Source organism: Bradyrhizobium sp. 22, from assembly GCF_000482425.1.
Lineage (GTDB): Bacteria > Pseudomonadota > Alphaproteobacteria > Rhizobiales > Xanthobacteraceae > Bradyrhizobium > Bradyrhizobium japonicum_B.
Window position 1 is genome coordinate 242,323 of record NZ_KI519399.1, and the last position, 15,169, is coordinate 257,491.

Genomic DNA, 15,169 nt, shown 5'->3' on the forward strand with positions numbered 1-15,169 from the left:
CCGGCGAGATCGCGCTTAACCCATTGTTCGACCGCAAAGAAGCTCACTCATGAATCTTCGTAACGTTGCCATCATCGCCCACGTCGACCACGGCAAGACGACCCTGGTCGACAAACTCCTCCAGCAGTCCGGCACGTTCCGCGAGAACCAGAAGGTGACGGATCGCGCCATGGATTCCAACGACCTGGAGCGCGAGCGCGGCATCACCATCCTGGCCAAGGCCGCCTCGGTGCAGTGGAAGGACACCCGCATCAACATCGTCGATACCCCCGGCCACGCCGATTTCGGCGGCGAGGTCGAGCGCATCCTCAACATGGTGGACGGCGCCCTGGTGCTGGTCGACGCCGCCGAAGGCCCGCTGCCGCAGACCAAGTTCGTGGTCTCCAAGGCGCTCAAGGTCGGCCTGAAGCCGATCGTCGTCATCAACAAGGTCGACCGCCCCGACGCGCGCCCGACGGAAGTCATCAACGAGGTGTTCGACCTGTTCGCGGCGCTCGATGCCAGCGAGGAGCAGCTCGACTTCCCGATCCTCTACGGGTCGGCCAAGCAGGGCTGGATGGCCGAAAGCCCGGAGGGTCCGAAGGACAAGGGCATGGAGCCGCTGTTCGACCTGATCCTGCGCCACGTCGCGCCGCCCAAGGTCGAGGAAGGTCCGTTCAGGATGATCGGCACCATCCTGGAAGCCAATCCCTATCTCGGCCGCATCATCACCGGCCGCATCTCCTCCGGCGTGCTCAAGCCGAACCAGCAGGTCAAGGTGCTGAACGCCGACGGCAAGCTGGTCGAGTCCGGGCGCATCACCAAGATCCTGGCCTTCCGCGGCCTCGAGCGTACGCCGCTCGATGAAGCCGAAGCCGGCGACATCGTCGCCATTGCCGGCCTGACCAAGGGCACCGTCGCCGACACCTTCTGCGATCCGACCGTCGAGGTGCCGCTGCCGGCGCAGCCGATCGATCCGCCGACCGTGTCGATGTCCTTCATCGTCAACAACTCCCCGCTCGCCGGCACCGAAGGCGACAAGGTGACGAGCCGCATGATCCGCGACCGCCTGCTGCGCGAGGCCGAAGGCAATGTCGCGCTGCGCGTGGTCGAAGCCGCCGACAAGGACGCGATGGAAGTCTCGGGCCGCGGCGAATTGCAGCTCGCGATCCTGATCGAGACCATGCGCCGCGAGGGCTTCGAGCTCTCGGTGTCGCGGCCGCGCGTCGTGTTCCAGAAGGACGAGGCCACCGGCGCCACGTTGGAGCCGATCGAGGAGGTCGTGATCGACGTCGACGAGGAGCATTCCGGCGTCGTCGTGCAGAAGATGAGCGAGCGCAAGTCCGAGCTGATCGAGATGAAGCCGTCGGGCGGCAACCGTCAGCGCCTGGTGTTCTACGCGCCGACCCGCGGCCTGATCGGCTACCAGGGCGAATTGCTCACCGATACCCGCGGCACCGCGATCATGAACCGCCTGTTCCACGGCTACGCGCCGTACAAGGGCGAGATCCAGGGCCGCCGCAACGGCGTGCTGATCTCCAACGACCAGGGCGAAGCGGTGGCTTACGCCATGTTCAAGCTGGAGGATCGCGGCCCGATGATGATCGAGCCGGGCTGGAAGGTCTACAAGGGCATGATCGTCGGCGAGCACACCCGCGACAACGATCTCGAGATCAACGTGCTCAAGGGCAAGCAGCTCACCAACATCCGCACGACCTCGAAGGACGAAGCCGTGCGCCTGACCCCGCCGATCCGCATGACGCTGGAGAAGGCCCTCGCCTATATCGAGGACGACGAGCTCGTCGAGGTCACCCCGAAGTCGATCCGCCTGCGCAAGAAGCACCTCGACCCGAACGAGCGCAAGCGCGCGGAAAAGGCCAAGGAAGCGGTGGCGTAAGGCTGCCGCTCTCGTGCCCCGGACGCGGCGCAGCGCGCACTTCGCGGTGCGCTGCAGAGCCGGGGCCCAGACATTCTCACCACCGGCCATCACCTTGGGTCCCGGCTCTGCGCAGCAGCGCAAGCGCGCTGCAGCGCGTCCGGGACACGAGAGCTGCATGTTTGCCCCGCTTCAGCGCGTCCAACAGACGTGCTAGATCCCACTCATGTCCCTCCCCTCCTCCGTCGACGTCGCGATCATCGGCGCCGGTGCCGCCGGCCTCGGCGCGGCGCATGCGCTGGCGGGCTCCGGCCTCTCGGCGATCGTGCTGGAGGCGCGTGACAGGCTCGGCGGCCGGGCCTGGACGGTGCAGGCCTCGCCCGAGGTCACCTTCGACGTCGGCTGCGGCTGGCTGCACTCCGCCGACAGGAACTCCTTCGTCGCGGTCGCACGGCAGCTTGGCTTCGAGCTCAACAAGGACCTGCCGCCCTGGCGCGAGCGCGCCTATGGCAACGCGTTTCCGCCGGCCGAGCGCGACGATTTCATGCGCGCGATGGAAGCGTTCTACGAGCGCCTCTGGCAGGCCGCGCAAAAGGGCCAGGACGAGCCCGCGAGCCTGAGCCTCGAAGTGGGCAATCGCTGGAATCCCATGATCGACGCGATCTCGACCTACATCAACGGCTGCGAGCTGAAGGACATGTCCACGCTCGACTGGGACGCCTATGAGGACACCGACCTGAACTGGCGCGTCCGCCGCGGCTATGGCGCGCTTGTCTCGGCCTACGGCGCGCCCTGCCCGGTGGCCCTGAATTGCAACGTCACGCTGATCGATCATTCCGGCAAGCGCATCCGCATCGAGACATCGCAGGGCACGCTGACCGCGGACACGGCGATCGTCACCGTGCCGACCAACCTGATCGCCGATGAGACGTTGCGCTTTTCGCCGCCGCTGCCGTCCAAGGTCGACGCCGCAGCCGGCCTGCCGCTCGGCGTCGACGACAAGGTGACGCTGGCGCTCGAAGACGCCGAAGCCTTTCCGAAGGAAGCCAATCTGCGCGGCGCCACCATGCGCACCGAGATGGGCACCTACCACATCCGCCCGTTCGGCCAACCCTGCATCGAAGGCTTTTTCGGCGGCAGCTTCGCGCGCGAGCTGGAGGATTCCGGCGAAGGTGCCATCGCCGCACAAGCCATCAACGAGATCGCGGGCTTCCTCGGCAACGATATCCGGCGCAAGCTGAAGCCGCTCTACGCGTCATGCTGGGCGCGCGATCCGTTCGCGCGGGGATCGTATTCGCACGCCCTGCCCGGCCACGCCGGCGATCGTGCCGTGCTGGCCGCGCCGGTGAACGGGCGGCTGTTCTTTGCCGGCGAGGCGACGTCGCCGGAGTTTTTCACGACGGCGCATGGCGCGCGGGACAGCGGTGAGCGGGCGGCGAAGGAAGTGTTAGCGGCTCTGGGCCAGCCGTAGCCACAACACTCCGTCATTGCGAGCGCAGCGAAGCATTCCAGAATCTGTCCGCGGTGACAGTCTGGATTGCTTCGTCGCAAGAGCTCCTCGCAATGACGTGGCTACTCGATCACCCGAGTTCGCAGATCAGAATCCGGTACAAAGCAGACGTCAGACTTGCCGAAGATTCGATAACGGTTGCGGGCGACAAGGCTGTAGACAAAATCTCGCATAGGCTTCGGCACGGCGAACAACGCGCGCACCCAGCCCCAACCGGGAAGCTGCGACAGCACGGTCAGTGCGGCGTCGGACTTCGTGAAGACCTCGCCATCATGAACCACGGCGTTGGTGTCGGGATCAGCGGGGTCGATGCCGAATGTGCGCGCCAAACGTGCGCCATAGTCCGACTGGATCGGCGTGAAACGAAACCGCTTCCGGGTGTCGCGCTTGGCCACGAAGCGGACCCAGCGCGAGCAGAAGATGCAGATGCCGTCGAACAGAATGACGTCGTCGTCGGGCCATCTAGGCATCAGCGATTATCCAGCATCAGGAGGCCGACCAGCATCAGCACGATCGCTGGACCGGTCTTGACCAGCGCGCCGAGCGGCTCGATCCAGAGGTCCGGCGTCAGGATCGCCGCGCCGGCCATATAACCGAGCGAAGCGACGATGCCCGCAACGAGACCGATCGCCGCGGTGCGGCGGAAGGCGATCAGCACGCCGATGCTCATGTCCATCAGGCTGGTTCCGACAGTGATGGGTTCGACCAGCGCCGGCGGAAAATCGTGCGCGGTCAGGATGCCGGCGGCGGCACGATAGGACACGAACAGCGCGATGAAGCCGGAGACGAGCCAGAACGCGACCAGGCTCGCGAAGATCAGCGCCTTGATCAGGAACAGGCGCGCGAACCATTTGTCCTGGATGGTGGCGGGATGACGGCCGATCGTCTCGGCAAGCGCCTTCGGCCTGATGCCGGTGGCGGCGATCCAGGCCGAGGGATCACCGCGCACGCCCCGGCGCAGTTCGGCGATGGCGGTGGAGCGCATCGGCGGCATCCAGCCGAGATAGCTGGCGAGATCACCGGTCCTGGCGCCGAGATCGAGCAGGATCGTCGGCATCGCGATGCGCGGCCAGCCGGACGTGCCGAACGCGCGGCGAAATTGCTCGATGACGCCGGCCATCGTGACCGGCTCTGCCTGCATCAGATCCCAGCTCACCGCGTTCACGGACGCATCGTCGATGTCCCGCGCGGCGAGCCAGGCGATGGTGGCCGAGATTTCCTCCACCGCGACGGGCTGGAACGGTGTTGCCATCTCCTTGCCCGGAAGATCGAACGGGAAGGCCGCGAGCGCGCGGAGCAAGGCGCTGCCGCCGTAGGCTGACGGTGCAACGACGAAACCGGGGCGCAGGACGGCATGGGGAATGCCGGACGCCGCGATCAGGCGCTCGGCCTCGCGCTTGGTCGTCGCAAACGCGGTGCGGTCGGCCTCCGCGGTTCCAGGAATTGAGATGTGCACCAGCCGGATCGCGCGGCCGCTGTTACCGATCGCGGCAAGGAGCCGCGCGACGAAATCGCGATGCACGGCGCCCGTATCGCTGCCTGGCCCGTCCTGAAGCACGCCGAGGCAATTTACGACAACGTCGACGGCGTGCTCGCGCAGGAGCCGCGCCAGCGCAGCTGCATCCAGCGAAAGGATCGGCAGCTCGATGTCCAACGCGCTCATTCTTTGTGACGGCGACAGGCTGCGCGCCATGCCGACGACGCGGAATCCCCGCGCGCGGAGGTCGTCGGTGACGAAGCGGCCGATCAGGCCGGAGGCGCCGAGCACCAGAATGGTTCGCTCACCCATCACGTCCCTCAAAACGGTTTTGCGATCATCAGCCAGAGGATCAGCATCGTCGCGCCGAAACCGGGAAAGCCGAATGCGAACCACCGGCGGAACAGCACGAAATAGCGCGGCGGCAGCGCACTGCGCTGATCGACAGCAGCCTGGCGCGCAAGATCTCGCATCTCGATCTGCATGAATACGACGGGGATCCAGAACAGGCCGGCGACGGCGTAGAGCGCCAGCGAGGCGAGCAGCCAGTGCTCGGTGATCGGTATCGCCGAGAGCATCATCAATAGACCGCCCGTGACCGGCTGGAGCAGCACGGCCGACAGCGTGAAGATCGTATCCGCGACCACCACCACCGAGGCAGTGCGCGCGATGAACGCCACATCGTTGGTGCGATGCGCCATCAGCATGAAGAATGCGATGCCGGTGCCTGTGCCGAGGATGACGATGGCGCCGAGCACATGCAGAAACTTGACCAGAACATACGGCGTCATGGCTTCTTGGTCGCCTTTGGCCTGTCCGGGTTCAGCGCACGCGCGAGATCGCCGCTTGCGGCTTCGACCCCGGCTTCGCTCTCGATCATCCAATGCCCCTCGCCGCCGACGGCCGGCAGGATGCGGAAGTCCACCTTGCCGCCACCGCCGCGAAACGCGTCGGCCAGGCTCTTCGAAAATGCCGGCGCGAAGTAGCTGTCATTGCCCGCAACGAGCCATGTGACGGGGATACGCGCGCCTCTGCCGAACTCCGCGGCAGCGGCAAGCAGCTTGGCTGGTGCGCAGATCCGGTTCGGCTCATCATTGGCATGGCCGCCGCGCCCCGGCGCGAACACCGCGATGGCGGAGATCGTCTTCGGGTCGGCATCGGCGAGCGCCAGCGCACCCCAACCGCCGGCGGAATGGCCGATCACGATCGCGGCCTCGTTGCGAATGAAATCCTGCTTTCGCAAATGGTCCAGCGCGAGCCGGATCTGCCCGGCCGTTGCACGGCCCGAACGCGCAGAGTCGGCCTCGTCACATCCGCCCTGATCCTCGACATAGCGGCCGCCGGTCGCGCCATGGCCGAGCCGCTCCGGCACCAGCACGGCATAGCCGCGCGCGACGAGATAGGCGGCAAGCGGACGGTATTCCGGCTGCGGCATCTGCGCCCGGCGCAAGCCATTCTGCGTCGAGGCGTGCGCGATGACCGCAAGCCGGAACGGACCTGCGCCGGCGGGGCGAAACAGCACGGCATGGGCGGCGATGCCGGTATCCAGCGACGGCACAAGCCATTTCTGTCGGCGAAGCGGCTCGCCCTCTTCGCCGGACGGGCCAGACGTGACCTGGGCGCACAGAGGCGACGCAGCCAGCGAGGCCAGCAGAGGCAGGAGCGCGATGATGTTGAGGAGCCGCATGAATGGCCGAGGGCGACACGAGAAGCGACCGCCACACTAGTTGGAACGAATCACTCTGGGCGGACTTTTTGCCCTGCCATTGTCGTTCATTCATTGCCGCAGAACGAGTTTTGCACCGACGCACGGCGTGCCGAGGCGATTTGAGTCGGCATCCTGTCTTTTTTCGGCACAACATGGTTAAGACACTGATGCACAAAGTCCACACGTTAACCGATAATTAACGATAGGACTTGCCGCCGAGGCGGCGACTTGGTTTGATTGTGTCCATGAGCACAACCCTGATCGAGGTCCGGCCGGCCAAAGCTGCAGATGCAACTGCGGTGGCGTCCACGCATGACGAAGCCTGGCGCTCCGCCTATCAGGGCATCATTCCCGGCGCCGAGCTGGAAAAGCTGATCAACCGCCGCGGCCCGCAATGGTGGGACAGTGCGATCCGCAAGGGCAGCCGCGTGAGCGTGCTGGTGTTCGGCGACAAGATCGCGGGTTACGCCAATTACGGTCGCAACCGCGCCCGCAGCCTGCATTTCGACGGCGAGATTTACGAGCTTTACCTGCGCCCGGAATTCCAGGGCCTCGGCTTCGGCCGTCGCCTGTTCGCCGCCGCTCGCCGCGACCTGATGCAGAGCGGGCTGAAGAGCATGGTGGTGTGGGCGCTCTCGGACAACGACCCCGCGACCGAGTTCTACCGGGCGCTCGGGGGCCGTATGGTGGCGCGCTCGTCGGAGCGTTTCGGGCCGAAGGCGCTCGACAAGGTTGCCTTCGCCTGGACCAACTAGATTTGGACCAATTGAGCTGCTGAAAGCAGACGCGAGCAGCGCTTCCCGTCCGTCGATACCGTTGCCTATGCGCCGGTGATTTCTGGATTCATTATTTCACAAAAACGCGATGGATCAGCGGGCCAAGCCCGCGTATGACAGCGCCAAAATCGGCTGCCGGGCGCGATTTTACCTCGGCAACAACGGAGCCTTGAATGCGTATCGATGCGATCTCGATCGGGAAAAGCGTACCGCACGAAGTCAACGTCCTCATCGAAGTCCCCGTGGGCGGCGAACCGATCAAATATGAGATGGACAAGGAGGCCGGCACGCTGGTGGTCGACCGCTTCCTTTACACGCCGATGCGTTACCCCGGTAATTACGGTTTCATCCCGCACACCCTGTCGGATGACGGCGACCCCTGCGACGTCCTGATCGTCAACACCCGCGCCATCATTCCCGGCGCCGTCATGAGCGTGCGCCCGGTCGGCGTGCTGTTCATGGAGGATGAAGCCGGCGGCGACGAGAAGATTCTGGCGGTGCCGTCGTCGAAGCTCACGCAGCGCTACGACAAGGTGAAGTCGTACTCCGACCTGCCCGACATCACGCTGCAGCAGATCCAGCACTTCTTCGAGCACTACAAGGATCTCGAGAAGGGCAAATGGGTGAAGATCCTGCGCTGGGGCGGCCCTGAGGAGGCGCACAAGCTGATCCTCGAGGGCATGGACCGCGAGAAGAAGAAGAAGGGCTGAAGCATCCGTGTCCCGGACGCGATGCGGCACGTCCCGGCGATGCGAAGCATCGTCCGGCGTGACGCGTCGCAGAGCCGGGACCCACGCCGCCACTGGGCCCCGGCTCAGCAGCGCACCGCTACTGGACGATGCTTCACATCGCCAGGGAAGCGCAGCGCTGCGTCCGGGGCACGAAAACTCACACCGCAGGCTTCGGCAACCCTGTGATTGCGCAGGCCGCGCGCAGCGTATTCACCAGTAGGCAGGCCACGGTCATCTGACCGACGCCGCCCGGCACCGGCGTGATGGCGCCGGCCACCTCAAGCGCTTCCTGATAGGCGACGTCGCCGACGAGGCGCGTCTTGCCGTCCTCCTTTGGGATGCGATTGATGCCGACATCGATCACAGTCGCGCCCGGCTTCAGCCAGTCGCCGCGCACCATCTCGGGCCTGCCGACTGCGGCGTAGACGAGATCGGCCTGCTTCACGAGCCCAGGCAGGTCGCGCGAGCGCGAATGCGCGATCGTCACCGTGGCGTTCTCGTTCAGCAGCAATTGCACGAGCGGACGGCCGACCAGATTGGAGCGGCCGATGACGATGGCGTTCATGCCTTCGAGCGAAGCGTGCACGCTCTTGGTCAGGATGATGCAGCCGAGCGGCGTGCACGGCGACAGCGCCTGGAAGCCGCCGGCGAGCCGGCCGGCATTGTTCGGATGCAGGCCGTCGACGTCCTTGGCGGGATCGATGGCGTTGATGACGGCTTCCGTGTTCAGGCCCTTCGGCAGCGGCAGCTGCACCAGGATGCCGTGCACGGCGGGATCGCGGTTGAGCTTTGCGACCAGCGCCAGGAGATCGGCCTGCGAGACGTCGGCCGGCAGCTTGTGCTCGAAGGAGGCCATGCCGGCGGCTTGGGTCTGGGTGTGCTTGGAGCGGACATAGACCTCGCTGGCGGGATCGTTGCCGACCAGAACCACCGCAAGACCCGGCACCAGATTGTGCTCGCGCCTGACCCGGGCGACCTCGTCGGCGACGCGGGCGCGCAGCTCGGCGGCGATGATTTTTCCATCGATAATCTTGGCGGTCATGTCAGTTCCCTCAGTCCTTCGATTTGGGGGCCGCAGATTTGAGTTGGACGAGCTGGCGCAGGGCTTCGCCGAGCCGTGCCGGATCGCCGTCGACCGCGATCTGCTTCAGCCGCGAGGTGGCACCGGACAGCAGTCTCACGCTGGCCTTGGGAACGCCGAGCGATTTCGCCAGCAGGACCAGCACGGCCTTGTTGGCCTCGCCGCCATCGGCGATGGCGCGCACCCGCACCTTGAGCACGCTGCGGCCATCGGCCAGCTGCTCGATCCCGTCGATGTCGTCGCGGCCGCCGCGCGGCGTCACCCGCAATGCGATGCTGATTCCTGCGGCCGCGTAGCGCCAAGGCTCCTTGCCGGCTTCTCGGGCAACCAAGGCGCTCCAGCCCGCTCAGACCACGTTGGGGTAGATGTAGTACAGGATCACCCGCTCGATGAACATGATGATCAGGATCAGGATGATCGGCGAGATGTCGAGGCCGCCGAGGCTGGGCAGGAAATTGCGAATCGGTGCCAGCACCGGCTCGGTGATCCGGTACAGGAACTCCGCCACCGCCGACACGAACTGGTTGCGCGTGTTCACGACGTTGAAAGCGATCAGCCAGGACAGGATCGCGGAGGCGATCAGCAGCCAGACGTAGAGGTCGAGCACGATGATGACGATGTCGAGAACGGCACGCATGGCGTTTGAAGACTCTGGCTTTTGATAATTCGGGCGGCGGTCGGATTGACGCCTTTTGCTAGATATCGGTTCCCCCCCGCCCAAACAAGGGAGTCACGGCCCGAATGGCGAAAACCGGGTGACACCCGTCCTTGACTTGACCTTGGCGGGGACTTAAATGGCGCCCGGTTGTCGGCCGCATTGACCAGAGCGGCCAGCAAAGGGGCCATAGCTCAGCTGGGAGAGCGCGTCGTTCGCAATGACGAGGTCGGCGGTTCGATCCCGCCTGGCTCCACCACGCTTCGCCCTTCGGGCTACGCGTGGCGCAGCCTCGTCGGAGCCGAGGGGCGAAGCGTGGTGTCCGGCGAAGCCCGCAGGGCGAAGACGGACTGTCTACCAAAACCTCCCCCTACCTCCCCGTAAACCTCGGCGGCCGCTTTTCCATGAAGCTCGCCACCCCCTCCCGGAAATCGCTGCCGGCCAGCGCTACCATCATCTCCCGATTGGCTTCGATCGTCGCCTCGGCCAGGGTCTGGAACGGCACCTCGTAGAGCTGGCGCTTGATCACGGCCATCGCACTCGGCGAGACGAAATCGGCGAGATCGCGGGCATAGGCGTAGGTCTCCTCGCGCAGCTTTTCAGGCGGGCAGAGCCGGTTGACCAGCCCGATCCGAAGGGCTTCCTCGCTCGACACGCGCCGCGCCGAAAGCAAGAGGTCCATCGCATTGGCATGACCGACGATGCGCGGCAGCATCCAGCTGATGCCGTGCTCGGCGATCAGCCCGCGCCGTGCGAAGGCTGTGGTGAACACCGTATTGTCAGCGGCAAAGCGTAGGTCGCAGTAGAGCGCGTGGACGAGGCCGATGCCCGCGGTGGCGCCGTTGAGCATGGCGATGACCGGCTTCCTGAGCGAGGGATAATAGCCGTAGCGCGTCTGCCAGTCCGGACGGCGGTTCATGTCGAAGGGCGGCAGGTTCGAGGCGCGCCTGACGTCGTCAGGGTCGAGCCCCTTCAACGCATCCATGTCGGCGCCGGCGCAGAACGCGCGGCCCGCGCCGGTGAGAACGATGACGCGGACATTGTCGTCGGCGCTTGACGCTTCCATCGCATGACGCACGTCGCGCTCCATGGTCGGCGTCCACGCATTCATGCGATCAGGGCGATTGAGCGTGATGGTCGCGATCTTGTCGCTCACCTCATAGAGAATGTGCTCGTAGGCCATGACGCTCTCCCTTGTTTGCCGGCACGCATTGGTGCGCGCTCGTTGGCGGAGAGCCGAGCATATCAGGGGGCGGCGCGAGGACTTGCGCCAAGAGCTTGCGCGAAGAGGCGCAGGTTACTCGGCGGCTTGGGCCAGCACCGGCCGCCGCGCCAGCCAGCGGTCGATAAAGTGATCGAGCCAGGCGCGCTCTGCGGCATCGTAGACCGCACGATCCGCGAAATGATGGTGCCGCTGCCGCGCACCGGGCGCGCTGAAGCCGTCGTAGCCACGTGTGGTCCAGCGATGCATCATCGCGTAGGTCACGTCAGGATGAAACTGCACGCCGAAGGCATTGCCGGCACGGAACGCCTGCACCGGAAAATCGTCGCCCTCCGCCAGCAGCTCGGCACCGGCAGGCAGCTCGAATCCCTCGCGATGCCAGTGATAGACCTGAGCCGGCCAGGCCGGGCAGAGCGCGCGGCCCGCGGCGGTCGGGCGGATCGGGTAGTAACCGATCTGGGTCAGCGCATCGGCATGCGGCGCGACGCGGGCCCCGAGCTGCATCGCGAGCATCTGGGCGCCAAGGCAGATGCCGAGGAACGGCCGCTGCTCGCGCAGTGGAATCTCGAGCCAGTCGATCTCGCGCCGGATGTAATCGTCGGGATCGTTGGCGCTCATCGGGCCGCCGAAGAAGACGGCACCGGCGTACTCGTCGAGCGTCTCCGGCAGCGGATCGCCGAAACGGGGACGGCGAATGTCCAGGGCGTGGCCAAGCGCGCGGAGCGCATTGCCGACCCGGCCAGGGGTCGAGCATTCCTGATGCAGGACGATCAAGACCGGCAACCGGCTCTCGGAGGCGGCAATGCTCGGCGCCTTCTTTCGGAAGGGCACCAGTTCTGCGCCACCAAACCTGTCCGTCCGGAACGACATGGCCTCTGCGAGTGCTATCGGTTCAGACCGCCAGCATAGCTAAGCGACGGTTAACATCGTGTGAGTTCGCGCACACATCGAAGGTGAAGCAAGCTCCGGGCCATTACGGGAGCACCAGGATTCTCTAATGCCTGCGCCTCTGGAACCGGCTCGTCGCGGCCAGGATGAAGCCGCGCGGGAAGAAGCGCAGCGCCAACGGCACAATCTTGATGCCGAGACCGGGCAGCACTGCCCGTTTGTTGGCCATCAGGCCACGGTACGCCTCCTGCGCGACATCGGCGGCTGAAACATTGAGAAGGGCGGTATCGTGTTGGGACCCGACGCCGGCGCGCGCCTGGAATTCGGTAGGCACGGGGCCCGGGCAAAGCACGGTGACGCGAACGCCGCGCGGCGCGAGCTCGGCCCGGAGCGCTTCGGTGAACGAAATCACGTAGGCCTTGGAGGCATAGTAGACGGCCATGCCGGGGCCGGGCAGGAAGCCCGCGACCGAGCCCACGTTGAGAAGACCGCCCTTGTTCCTGATCAGCTGATCGGCAAAGCGCAGCGACAGATCCGTCAGGGCCCGCACGTTGACATCGACGATCCCGATCTGCTCGTCGCGGTCGCGCTCGATGGCATCGCCGAACACGCCGAAGCCGGCATTGTTGACGAGGTGGTCGAGCTCGAGGCCTTCGGCGGCGAGCGCTGCCGCGATGGTCTCGCCTGCGGCGGGGTTCTCGAGATCGCAGGCGATCACGATCGGCTTCTTGCCGCCCTTGGCGGCGAGCTCGCGCGCGAGCTCCTCCAACCGATCCGCGCGCCGCGCCGTCAATGCCAGGCGATGTCCGTTGGCGGCGAATACGCGCGCCAGCTCCGTGCCTATGCCCGCCGAGGCCCCGGTGATCAACGTTACCCGCTCAGTCACGATCGAAGTCTCTTCAATTGAAGTTTTTTGGCCCCGCAATGGCTGAACGAGAGCACAAGCCGTGCGCGACAGGCAAGCGGCGCCGGCGGAATAGCGGCTTGAGCGGGCGACAGGGGAGCAGGAAGGGCAGGTCCTTGCAGGCGAATCGGCCAGGCTAGGGACGCCCGTCCTACATTAAAGTTTCGTCATGTGGCTCGCGTGGGAAGCAATCCACCAGGCGGGATAGGGTCAGCCGCCGACGGCGCATCCTTCCCCTGGCCACCGACACGCTCGGCCACAATATGCTTCAGCTCGATCCGGTCCCGCTGGGAAATCCCGAGCAGATCGGAGGCGCGCCAGACGACATTGTCCTCGAACTCGCTGACCTGGCCGTCGGCAAAGACCAGCTCCCACATCATCCGAACGATGCGCTTGCGCCCCTCCTCGTCGAGCGAGCGCATGATGATGCTGGTGAAGTGATAGAGGTCCACCGCCTCGCCTTCGACTTCGGTGGCGTCTGCGATCAGACGGTCCGCTGCGCCGTGATCGAGCCCAAAATGGCTTTCGATCAAGCTGTGCAGCTTGCGCCGCTCGGCGGCCGTCGGCTGGCCGTCCAGCGAGACCACGTGGACCAGCAGCGCGGTCGCCGCCAACCGATAGTCGCTGTCAGCGAAGGTGCGGCTCTGGTCATGAGGGGCGACAATGTCGGCGATGAATTGGCGCAGGCCGTCGAGCATAATGGTCCTTACCGAAATCGATCCAGCCGCGAGGAGCGCGGGCTGTTACTGGTATTATATGAGCAGGAAACTCAACCGGCGCAACGTGCGTCAGTTCCCCGCACTGCATTACGTTTCGGCAATCTCTTCACCGTCATTCCGGGGCGCGCAAAGCGCGAACCCGGAAACTCGAGATTCCGGGTTCGATGCTAACGCATCGCCCCGGAATGACGATCCGAACTCACGGAATCTCGTACACCACTATCTTGTCGGCGATGCCGCGCAGCGCCGCCTGCTTCTGGATCGGCTTGATCGCGCGCTGCTCCAGCACTTCCGCAACCGCGGGCGCGTCGAGCACCGGGCCGGTGATGTGGATTTCCTGCGCTGTCGACAGGCTCTGCACGCGGGCGGCGATGTTGACGGTCTGGCCGAAATAATCCTGCCGCTCGTTGAGCATCACCGCGAGGCAAGGGCCTTCATGGATGCCGATCTTGACGATGAGATCGTCGGTGCCGCGCTGCTTGTTGAGCTCGTCCATGGCCGCGCGCATCCGCAAGCCCGCGACGATGGCGTGCTCGGGACGGACGAAGGTCGCCATCACGGCATCGCCGATGGTCTTCACCACCGCGCCCTTTTCGGAGGAGATGATCCCGAGCAGCGCATGGAAATGCGCGCGCACGAGGTCGAAGGCGGCGAGATCGCCGACCCGTTCATAGAGCGCGGTCGAACCCTTCAGATCGGTGAACAGGAAGGTGAGCGAGGTGATCTGGAGCCGCTGATCGAGACTGAGATTGTCCGCCTTGAACACGTCCCGGAAGGTCTGGTTCGACAGCATCCGCTTGGCGGTGAGGAACGGCTTGCGCTTGCCGATGAGATGGTGGAGCGCTTCGGCCGCGATGAACACCGACGGCAGCACGCGCACCCCGGCCTGGTTCTCCAGCGACAGCCGCAACGGGCCGGGCCGCATGGTCGTGGTCCCGGTCGGGGCCTGCACCTTGTTGTACATGATGGCGAGTTGCTGCCGGTCCTTGGTCGGCTCGCCCTGAACGTCGATGAAATGGGCGGCGTGCGTCACCGGCTCGAAGATGATGACGAAGTCGCTCGGCAGCTGAAGCGACATGGTCGCCTTCTCGCCTGCCGGCAGCTCCATCGTGTCGAGCGTCACCTCGTTGGCTAGCGTCGCGAACGATTCCTTGTTGAAGTCGACGCCGGAGCTCCAGAACACATGCTTGAAATAATCCCACACGGGAAGCGTATCAGGGTCGTGCGCCGCGATGCGCCGGACGCGCGGGTTGACGGTGAAGGAGACCTCGACCTGATCGTCGACGGAAGCCTTGTAGCCGCAGGCGCAGAGTGCGCAATGATAGTCGTCGGGCTTGAGCGCCTTCAGCGTCGAATGCGCGCCGAGCACGCCGCCGCATCCCGGGCACAGCACGTTCCAGCCGAGATCGAACAGCCCGAGCCGCGCCGAATGCAGGAAGGCGGAGATCGCGCGCTCCTCGTCGAGGCCGTGCTGCGCGGAGAAATCGAGGACGTTGACGCGGTTGAGCTCGTGATCCTCGCCATCCTCGATCAGGCGCACGATCGCATCGACCACCCTGGCGTCGGCGGTCTGCTTCAGAACGGAAAACTGGGCCTGGATGTCGCTCATGGCAGGACTCTGTCTCGGGCGGATCGCGCCGCCG

At 65.4% G+C, this 15,169-nt stretch carries 16 protein-coding genes and 1 tRNA gene; 5 read left to right on the plus strand and 12 right to left on the minus strand.

The features are described 5' to 3' along the window. The first annotated feature begins 49 nt into the window (after positions 1-49). Positions 50-1,876, plus strand: coding sequence for a translational GTPase TypA (gene typA, locus K410_RS0102430; protein ID WP_028133363.1), 1,827 nt, complete (start codon positions 50-52; stop codon positions 1,874-1,876). 205 nt (positions 1,877-2,081) lie between these two features. Beyond that, the gene (locus K410_RS0102435) at positions 2,082-3,326 is read left to right on the plus strand and encodes a flavin monoamine oxidase family protein (protein ID WP_028133364.1); all 1,245 of its coding nucleotides are present in this window, start codon (positions 2,082-2,084) and stop codon (positions 3,324-3,326) included. Positions 3,327-3,427: 101 nt separating this feature from the next. Here the strand turns inward: K410_RS0102435 and K410_RS0102440 are convergent, their stop codons facing one another. Genes K410_RS0102440 through K410_RS0102455 form a run of 4 tightly spaced genes read right to left on the minus strand, consistent with a single transcriptional unit; the run spans position 3,428 to position 6,529 of the window. Beyond that, entirely contained in the window at positions 3,428-3,835 is a 408-nt protein-coding gene (locus tag K410_RS0102440; protein WP_028133365.1) for a thiol-disulfide oxidoreductase DCC family protein, read from the minus strand. Then, a complete protein-coding gene (locus tag K410_RS0102445; RefSeq protein WP_028133366.1) occupies positions 3,835-5,154 on the minus strand; it encodes an SDR family oxidoreductase in 1,320 nt (439 codons plus the stop codon). The genes K410_RS0102440 and K410_RS0102445 overlap by 1 nt, the downstream gene beginning before the upstream one ends. Before the next feature lie 8 nt (positions 5,155-5,162). Next, complete coding sequence (locus K410_RS0102450) at positions 5,163-5,633, minus strand: DUF2269 family protein (RefSeq protein ID WP_028133367.1); 471 nt, start codon at positions 5,631-5,633, stop codon at positions 5,163-5,165. Beyond that, positions 5,630-6,529 carry a dienelactone hydrolase family protein gene (locus K410_RS0102455; protein WP_028133368.1) on the minus strand — a complete coding sequence of 300 codons (900 nt, stop codon included), beginning with the start codon at positions 6,527-6,529 and terminating at the stop codon, positions 5,630-5,632. The genes K410_RS0102450 and K410_RS0102455 overlap by 4 nt, the downstream gene beginning before the upstream one ends. 266 nt (positions 6,530-6,795) lie before the next feature. On the opposite strand from K410_RS0102455, the gene K410_RS0102460 reads away from it, so the two are divergent. Beyond that, positions 6,796-7,305 (plus strand): GNAT family N-acetyltransferase, encoded by a 510-nt coding sequence (locus tag K410_RS0102460; RefSeq protein ID WP_024338772.1) that lies wholly within the window; start codon positions 6,796-6,798, stop codon positions 7,303-7,305. Positions 7,306-7,499: 194 nt separating this feature from the next. Next, positions 7,500-8,036, plus strand: a complete 537-nt coding sequence (ppa, locus tag K410_RS0102465) for an inorganic diphosphatase (RefSeq protein WP_028133369.1) — start codon at positions 7,500-7,502, stop codon at positions 8,034-8,036. Between the two features lie 178 nt (positions 8,037-8,214). Here ppa and folD read toward each other — a convergent pair whose 3' ends face one another. Genes folD through K410_RS0102480 form a run of 3 tightly spaced genes read right to left on the minus strand, consistent with a single transcriptional unit; the run spans position 8,215 to position 9,775 of the window. Continuing rightward, positions 8,215-9,099, minus strand: coding sequence for a bifunctional methylenetetrahydrofolate dehydrogenase/methenyltetrahydrofolate cyclohydrolase FolD (gene folD / locus K410_RS0102470; protein WP_028133370.1), 885 nt, complete (start codon positions 9,097-9,099; stop codon positions 8,215-8,217). Positions 9,100-9,109: 10 nt separating this feature from the next. Then, positions 9,110-9,469 (minus strand): DUF167 domain-containing protein, encoded by a 360-nt coding sequence (locus K410_RS0102475; RefSeq protein WP_028133371.1) that lies wholly within the window; start codon positions 9,467-9,469, stop codon positions 9,110-9,112. A 15-nt stretch (positions 9,470-9,484) separates the two neighbouring features. Continuing rightward, positions 9,485-9,775: a YggT family protein gene (locus K410_RS0102480; RefSeq protein ID WP_028133372.1), complete on the minus strand. Its 291-nt coding sequence runs from the start codon at positions 9,773-9,775 to the stop codon at positions 9,485-9,487. A 201-nt stretch (positions 9,776-9,976) separates the two neighbouring features. On the opposite strand from K410_RS0102480, the gene K410_RS0102485 reads away from it, so the two are divergent. Beyond that, positions 9,977-10,052, plus strand: a tRNA-Ala gene (locus tag K410_RS0102485). Between the two features lie 111 nt (positions 10,053-10,163). Here K410_RS0102485 and K410_RS0102490 read toward each other — a convergent pair. From K410_RS0102490 to K410_RS0102510, 5 genes are all read right to left on the minus strand, one after another. Next, positions 10,164-10,976 carry an enoyl-CoA hydratase gene (locus tag K410_RS0102490; RefSeq protein WP_028133373.1) on the minus strand — a complete coding sequence of 271 codons (813 nt, stop codon included), beginning with the start codon at positions 10,974-10,976 and terminating at the stop codon, positions 10,164-10,166. Positions 10,977-11,090: 114 nt separating this feature from the next. Beyond that, positions 11,091-11,885, minus strand: coding sequence for a glutamine amidotransferase (locus K410_RS0102495; protein ID WP_028133374.1), 795 nt, complete (start codon positions 11,883-11,885; stop codon positions 11,091-11,093). Between the two features lie 124 nt (positions 11,886-12,009). Then, positions 12,010-12,789, minus strand: a complete 780-nt coding sequence (locus tag K410_RS0102500; protein ID WP_028133375.1) for an SDR family NAD(P)-dependent oxidoreductase — start codon at positions 12,787-12,789, stop codon at positions 12,010-12,012. 185 nt (positions 12,790-12,974) lie between these two features. After that, entirely contained in the window at positions 12,975-13,505 is a 531-nt protein-coding gene (locus K410_RS36415) for a tellurite resistance TerB family protein (protein ID WP_049819904.1), read from the minus strand. 220 nt (positions 13,506-13,725) lie between these two features. Next, positions 13,726-15,135 carry an adenylate/guanylate cyclase domain-containing protein gene (locus K410_RS0102510; protein ID WP_028133376.1) on the minus strand — a complete coding sequence of 470 codons (1,410 nt, stop codon included), beginning with the start codon at positions 15,133-15,135 and terminating at the stop codon, positions 13,726-13,728. Positions 15,136-15,169 lie beyond the last annotated feature (34 nt).

What these genes read in the sequence shown, in the direction of transcription:
- K410_RS0102455 (WP_028133368.1), bottom strand. Translation starts at nt 6,529, where the DNA reads ATGCGGCTCCTCAACATCATCGCGCTCCTGCCTCTGCTGGCCTCGCTG.
- K410_RS36415 (WP_049819904.1), bottom strand. Translation starts at nt 13,505, where the DNA reads ATGCTCGACGGCCTGCGCCAATTCATCGCCGACATTGTCGCCCCTCAT.
- ppa (WP_028133369.1), top strand. Translation starts at nt 7,500, where the DNA reads ATGCGTATCGATGCGATCTCGATCGGGAAAAGCGTACCGCACGAAGTC.
- K410_RS0102490 (WP_028133373.1), bottom strand. Translation starts at nt 10,976, where the DNA reads ATGGCCTACGAGCACATTCTCTATGAGGTGAGCGACAAGATCGCGACC.
- K410_RS0102450 (WP_028133367.1), bottom strand. Translation starts at nt 5,633, where the DNA reads ATGACGCCGTATGTTCTGGTCAAGTTTCTGCATGTGCTCGGCGCCATC.
- K410_RS0102460 (WP_024338772.1), top strand. Translation starts at nt 6,796, where the DNA reads ATGAGCACAACCCTGATCGAGGTCCGGCCGGCCAAAGCTGCAGATGCA.
- K410_RS0102435 (WP_028133364.1), top strand. Translation starts at nt 2,082, where the DNA reads ATGTCCCTCCCCTCCTCCGTCGACGTCGCGATCATCGGCGCCGGTGCC.
- folD (WP_028133370.1), bottom strand. Translation starts at nt 9,099, where the DNA reads ATGACCGCCAAGATTATCGATGGAAAAATCATCGCCGCCGAGCTGCGC.
- K410_RS0102480 (WP_028133372.1), bottom strand. Translation starts at nt 9,775, where the DNA reads ATGCGTGCCGTTCTCGACATCGTCATCATCGTGCTCGACCTCTACGTC.
- K410_RS0102445 (WP_028133366.1), bottom strand. Translation starts at nt 5,154, where the DNA reads ATGGGTGAGCGAACCATTCTGGTGCTCGGCGCCTCCGGCCTGATCGGC.
- K410_RS0102440 (WP_028133365.1), bottom strand. Translation starts at nt 3,835, where the DNA reads ATGCCTAGATGGCCCGACGACGACGTCATTCTGTTCGACGGCATCTGC.
- K410_RS0102495 (WP_028133374.1), bottom strand. Translation starts at nt 11,885, where the DNA reads ATGTCGTTCCGGACGGACAGGTTTGGTGGCGCAGAACTGGTGCCCTTC.
- typA (WP_028133363.1), top strand. Translation starts at nt 50, where the DNA reads ATGAATCTTCGTAACGTTGCCATCATCGCCCACGTCGACCACGGCAAG.
- K410_RS0102510 (WP_028133376.1), bottom strand. Translation starts at nt 15,135, where the DNA reads ATGAGCGACATCCAGGCCCAGTTTTCCGTTCTGAAGCAGACCGCCGAC.